Annotated in this window: 6 protein-coding genes; 3 read left to right on the forward strand and 3 right to left on the reverse strand. The window is 68.4% G+C overall.

The features are described from left to right. From VMJ70_15895 to VMJ70_15905, 3 genes are all read right to left on the reverse strand, one after another. The coding region (locus VMJ70_15895) for a carbamoyl-phosphate synthase domain-containing protein (protein HTO92614.1) at positions 1-484 on the reverse strand (484 nt) is incomplete at its 3' end. A gap of 72 nt (positions 485-556) precedes the next feature. After that, positions 557-1,009, reverse strand: a complete 453-nt coding sequence (locus VMJ70_15900) for a GNAT family N-acetyltransferase (protein ID HTO92615.1) — start codon at positions 1,007-1,009, stop codon at positions 557-559. Positions 1,010-1,015: 6 nt separating this feature from the next. Then, positions 1,016-2,506 carry an OmpA family protein gene (locus VMJ70_15905; GenBank protein ID HTO92616.1) on the reverse strand — a complete coding sequence of 497 codons (1,491 nt, stop codon included), beginning with the start codon at positions 2,504-2,506 and terminating at the stop codon, positions 1,016-1,018. 170 nt (positions 2,507-2,676) lie between these two features. Here VMJ70_15905 and VMJ70_15910 point away from each other — a divergent pair, with 170 nt between their 5' ends. The 3 genes from VMJ70_15910 to cdaA form a co-directional block, all read left to right on the forward strand. Then, a complete protein-coding gene (locus VMJ70_15910; GenBank protein HTO92617.1) occupies positions 2,677-3,153 on the forward strand; it encodes a DinB family protein in 477 nt (158 codons plus the stop codon). Continuing rightward, positions 3,150-3,992 carry a dihydropteroate synthase gene (folP, locus tag VMJ70_15915; GenBank protein ID HTO92618.1) on the forward strand — a complete coding sequence of 281 codons (843 nt, stop codon included), beginning with the start codon at positions 3,150-3,152 and terminating at the stop codon, positions 3,990-3,992. The genes VMJ70_15910 and folP overlap by 4 nt, the downstream gene beginning before the upstream one ends. Before the next feature lie 74 nt (positions 3,993-4,066). After that, on the forward strand, positions 4,067-4,671 hold a 605-nt coding region (cdaA, locus tag VMJ70_15920), incomplete at its 3' end, for a diadenylate cyclase CdaA (GenBank protein HTO92619.1).

Here is a 4,671-nt window from a genome sequence, read left to right on the forward strand (position 1 = left end):
GCGTCACCGCCTGCGCGAGATCGCAACCCGCCATCGAGGGCACGGCGCGCGCGCGCTCGGCCAGCTGCTCGACCGGCGTCGCGGAATCGCCGATGACGCCGCGCTTGGAGCCGTGAGTGCGCAGATGGCGCACCAGCGCCCTGGTGTCGAGATCGCAGAAGCCCGGCACACCGTGCGCTTCGAGGTAGTCGTCGAGTGTGCGCTGCTTGCGCCAGTTGCTGGCGATGCGGCTCGGCTCCTTGACGATCAGACCTTTCAGGAACGGCTGGCGCGACTCGAAGTCCTCGGCAGCGATGCCGTAGTTCCCGATCATCGGGTAGGTCATGACCACGATCTGACCGGCGTAGGAGGGATCGCCCAGGATCTCCTGATAGCCGGTCATCGAAGTGTTGAAAACCACTTCACCTTCGGTGTCGGTGAGCGCGCCGAACCGCTGGCCGGTGAACGCGCGGCCGTCTTCGAGGACGAGTTGGGCCTGGGTCATGGAGCCGGAGGAGAATAATGGGGATGGCCACTCCGTCTCAACGTCGCCGGCCGGGGCGGCGCCCGGCCCGCCTCACCCGCCCCGGTACACCTCCGGATCCCAGCGCTCCATCCAGCGCTCGGGCGCCGCGAGCGATCGGAAGCCGACCGACTCGTAGAGCCGGTGAGCGTCGCGCGTGAGCAGGATCCAGCGGCGCAGGCCCTGGAGCCGCGGGTGCTCGACCACCACCTGCATCATCCACTTCGAGAGCCCGCGCCCGCGGAATTCCTCGAGCACGAACACGTCGCCGACGTAGGCGACGGTCGCCAGGTCCGAGACCACGCGCGTGAAGCCGATCTGCCGCGGGCCCGCGAAGCCCGGCTCGGTCCACAGCGAGAAGTTGAGCGCGCCCCGTACCGAGCGTTCGACCACCTCGCGCGGAATCCCCTGCGCCCAGTAGCACGAAGCGAGGAAGCCGTGCACCACGTCGAGATCGACGCGCGCCGGATCGTCGCTGAGCACGAAGCCCTCACGCCGCCACTCCATGCGGCGTCAGGGCTTCTTGGTTGTATCCGCGGGCGCCGCTCCCGGCGGAATCTCGCCCTTCATCAGGTAGTGGCGGCGCGTGCTCTCGATCCGGAGCTTGTCCACGTTCAGCACCTTGAACTCGACGCGGCGATTCTTGGCGCGGCCGAGATCGGTGGTGTTGGGCGCAATCGGCTTGTTCGAGCCGTAGCCCCTCGATGTGTACTGCGACGCGTCGAGACCCTTGAACGTCTTCAGGTAGTTCAGCACCGAATCCGCCCTCGCCTGCGACAGCACGGTGTTGAGCGAATCGCTGCCGCGGCTGTCGGTGTGGCCGCCGACCTCGATCTGCAGCGTCGGGTACTGCTGGAGGATGCGCGCCACCGTGTCGATCACCGCGTACGACTCGGGCTTGATGCTGGCCTTGCCGGTGTCGAAGTTGATGTTCTGGATGCGGATCGAGCCGGTGTCGAGCAGCTGAACCTCGTGCTCGCTCACTTCGATCGGGCAGCCGTTGGCGTCCACCCGGAAGCCGGCCGGGGTGTTCGGGCACTGATCGACGCCGTCGCACACGCCGTCGCTGTCGGCGTCGGCCGGGCAGCCTTCCATGTTCACGATGCAGCCCTTGGGGGTGCTCGGGCACTTGTCGATGCCGTCCAGCACGCCGTCGCCGTCGGAATCCTTCGGGCAGCCGGTGGCGTCCACGGTCGCGCCCTTGGGCGTGTCGGGGCAGGTGTCGATTCCGTCGCACACGCCGTCGCCGTCGGCGTCGAGCGGGCAGCCCTTGCTGTCGATCTTGCAGCCGTGCGGCGTGTCGGCACACTTGTCGAGGCCGTCGAGCACGCCGTCGCCGTCGGAATCCTTCGGGCAGCCGGTGGCGTCCACCGTAGCGCCGACCGGCGTGTTCGGGCACTTGTCGAGCCAGTCGCGCACGCCGTCGAGATCGAGGTCCTTCTCCTTGCCGCCGAAGACGAGCTGCAACCCGGCGGTGATCGCGATGTGGTTGCTGAATTCGGTCTGCTCGCGCTCGCGGAACATGACGTCGCGCACCTGGAAGCGCAGGTAGCGGCGCTGATTGCCGAGGTTGACCAGAGCGCCGGCGCCGATCGAGGGCGCGCCCCGCGACAGTTTGTCGGGCGGCGGGCCGCCGATGGTGCTGGAGAGCCCGTAGCCGACGCCGCCCAACAGGAACGGCACCAGGCGCTCATCGGCCGGGCGCAGATTCCAGCGCAAATCGGCGCTCAGGTAGGTGAAATTGTGGTCGAAGTGGGGAACCGTATCCTGCTTGGAGGGCGCCCAGGTGCCCTCGGCCTCGAGGCTCAGCGAGTGCAGGTAACGCCAGGCGATGCCGCCGTTGTAGGCAGGCCCATTCTGCATGCGCGCTCTCACGTCGGGGGCGAAATAGCCGATGCCGCCCGAGAGCTCGAACGGGCGGCCGACGATCTGCGCCGATACGGGAAGTGCATAGAGCGCCAGGGCCGCCAGCGTGAATCCGAACGCACGCCTACAACGGGCCATTGACACGGCCTCCTTGATTTTCCCGATCGGAGAAGGCATCTCGCCCGGTCGCGTGGTCTGGAAACCACCGGGCGCGCCCGGTAACAGGCGAAAAGATCGGTAAGTGCTACCATCCGGCATCGCGCAGGTCAACGCGCCAAACCGCGATCCCCGACAGGAGTTGCTCCCCGATGAGCCCCGAGAAGCGCCAGCAATTGATCCAGCAGTACGCCTCCGGATACGACGAAGTGGTGCAGGCCCTGAAGGGCTTTCCCGAGGATTCGCTCTCGGCGCATCCGATCCCGGGAAAATGGAGCGCGCGCGAGATCGTGCACCACCTGGCCGACAGCGAAACCATCAGCGCCCAGCGGCTGCGCAAGCTGCTCACCGAGGAATACCCGGTGATCCAGGGCTACGACCAGGACAAGTACGCGATCCTGCTGCGCTACAACCTGCGTGACATCCAGCCGGCGCTCGAGGCGTTCCGCTGCGCGCGGGCGACCACGATGCAGCTGATCGAGAGCATGAGCGATGAGGACTGGCAGCTGCGCGGCTGGCACAGCGAGCACGGGCTCTACACCGCGGGCGTGTGGCTCGAGATCTACGGCGTCCACGCCCACAATCACGCCGCGCAGATCCGGCGGCTGCGCGAACATCTGACGAAGTGATCTGGCGCTGCCGCGAGCGCGTCTTCGATCTCACGACGCGCTCGCTGGTGATGGGGATCGTCAACGTGACGCCCGACTCGTTCTCGGACGGCGGGCGCTACGCCGAGCCCGCGGCGGCGCTGGCGCACGCGAAGCAACTGCTGGCCGACGGCGCCGACCTGCTCGACCTGGGCGGCGAGAGCACGCGGCCCGGCTCCGCACCGGTGCCGGCCGAAGAGCAGTGGCGGCGGCTTTCGCCCGTGATCGAAGGATTGCGCCGCGACGCGCCCGACGCCTGCCTGTCGGTGGATACGTCGAGCGCCGAGGTGGCGCACCGGGCGCTCGAGCTCGGCTGCCACGTGGTCAACGACACCTCGGCGCTCGGCGACCCCGCCATGGCGCCGCTGGTGGCCAAGAGTGGCGCCGGCGTGGTGCTGATGCACATGCGTGGGACGCCCGCCACCATGCAGAACGATCCGCGCTACGACGACGTGGTGGCCGAGGTCGGCGCCCATCTCACCGAGCGCCGGAAGCTGGCGCGCGACGCCGGCATCGCCGAGGAGTTCGTCGCGGTGGACCCTGGAGTGGGCTTCGGCAAGGCGCTCGAGCACAACCTCACGGTGCTGGCGAACCTCGATCGGCTGGAAACCGGCGGCCGCCCGCTGGTGCTGGGCGTCTCGCGCAAGAGCTTCATCGGACGCGTGCTCGACCGCCCGGCGGACCAGCGGCTCGAGGGCGGGCTCTCGGCCACCGGCGTGATCGTGCTGCTCGGCGCCCGCGTCATCCGCACGCACGACGTCGCCACCACGCTCCCGGCGGTGCACGTGGCCGACGCGCTGCGCGCGGCGCGGCGCGCGTAGCGACGGCCGGAAGATTGCTCGGGAGAGGTCGCTGCATCTGATACAGTCGAAGGGCGCGCGCGCGCAACTTTCTTATGACACCCGTCCACAGCATCTGGCTTCTCGATCTGCTCGACATCCTGCTGGTCGCGGCCCTGTTCTACCGGCTGCTGATCCTGGTGAAGGGCACGCGTTCGGCGCAGATGTACGTCGGGTTGCTGGTGATCGCGATCGTCGGACTGATCGCGCGGCAGCTCGATTTGATCGCGGTCAAGTGGATCACCGACAGCCTCAAGACCGTCTGGCTGATCGCGTTCGTGATCCTGTTCCAGCCCGAGATCCGCCAGGCGCTGGCGCAGGTCGGGCGCACCCGCTACTTCCGCTCGTTCCTGCGCGGCGACAGCTACGGCGTGCTGGGCGAGGTGGTGCGCGGCGTCGAGAACCTGTCCGAGCGCCGGCAGGGCGCGCTGATCGTGGTCGAGCGGAACGTCGGGCTGCGCAATTTCGTCGAGACCGGAACGCGCATCGACGCCAAGGTGTCGGCCGAGCTGCTGGTCACGCTGTTCAGCCCCGATTCACCGCTGCACGACGGCGCTGTGATCCTGCGCGAAGAGTCGCTGGTCGCCGCCGGCTGCATCCTGCCGTTGTCGTCGAATCCGCGCACGCCGGGCTCGCTCGGCACGCGCCATCGCGCGGCCCT

The organism is Candidatus Sulfotelmatobacter sp., from assembly GCA_035498555.1.
In the GTDB taxonomy this organism is placed as follows: Bacteria; Eisenbacteria; RBG-16-71-46; order RBG-16-71-46; family RBG-16-71-46; genus DATKAB01.

Excerpts from the sequence above, each read along its gene's own strand:
- VMJ70_15900 (HTO92615.1), bottom strand. The coding sequence starts at position 1,009 with ATGGAGTGGCGGCGTGAGGGCTTCGTGCTCAGCGACGATCCGGCGCGC.
- VMJ70_15905 (HTO92616.1), bottom strand. The coding sequence starts at position 2,506 with ATGGCCCGTTGTAGGCGTGCGTTCGGATTCACGCTGGCGGCCCTGGCG.
- VMJ70_15910 (HTO92617.1), top strand. The coding sequence starts at position 2,677 with ATGAGCCCCGAGAAGCGCCAGCAATTGATCCAGCAGTACGCCTCCGGA.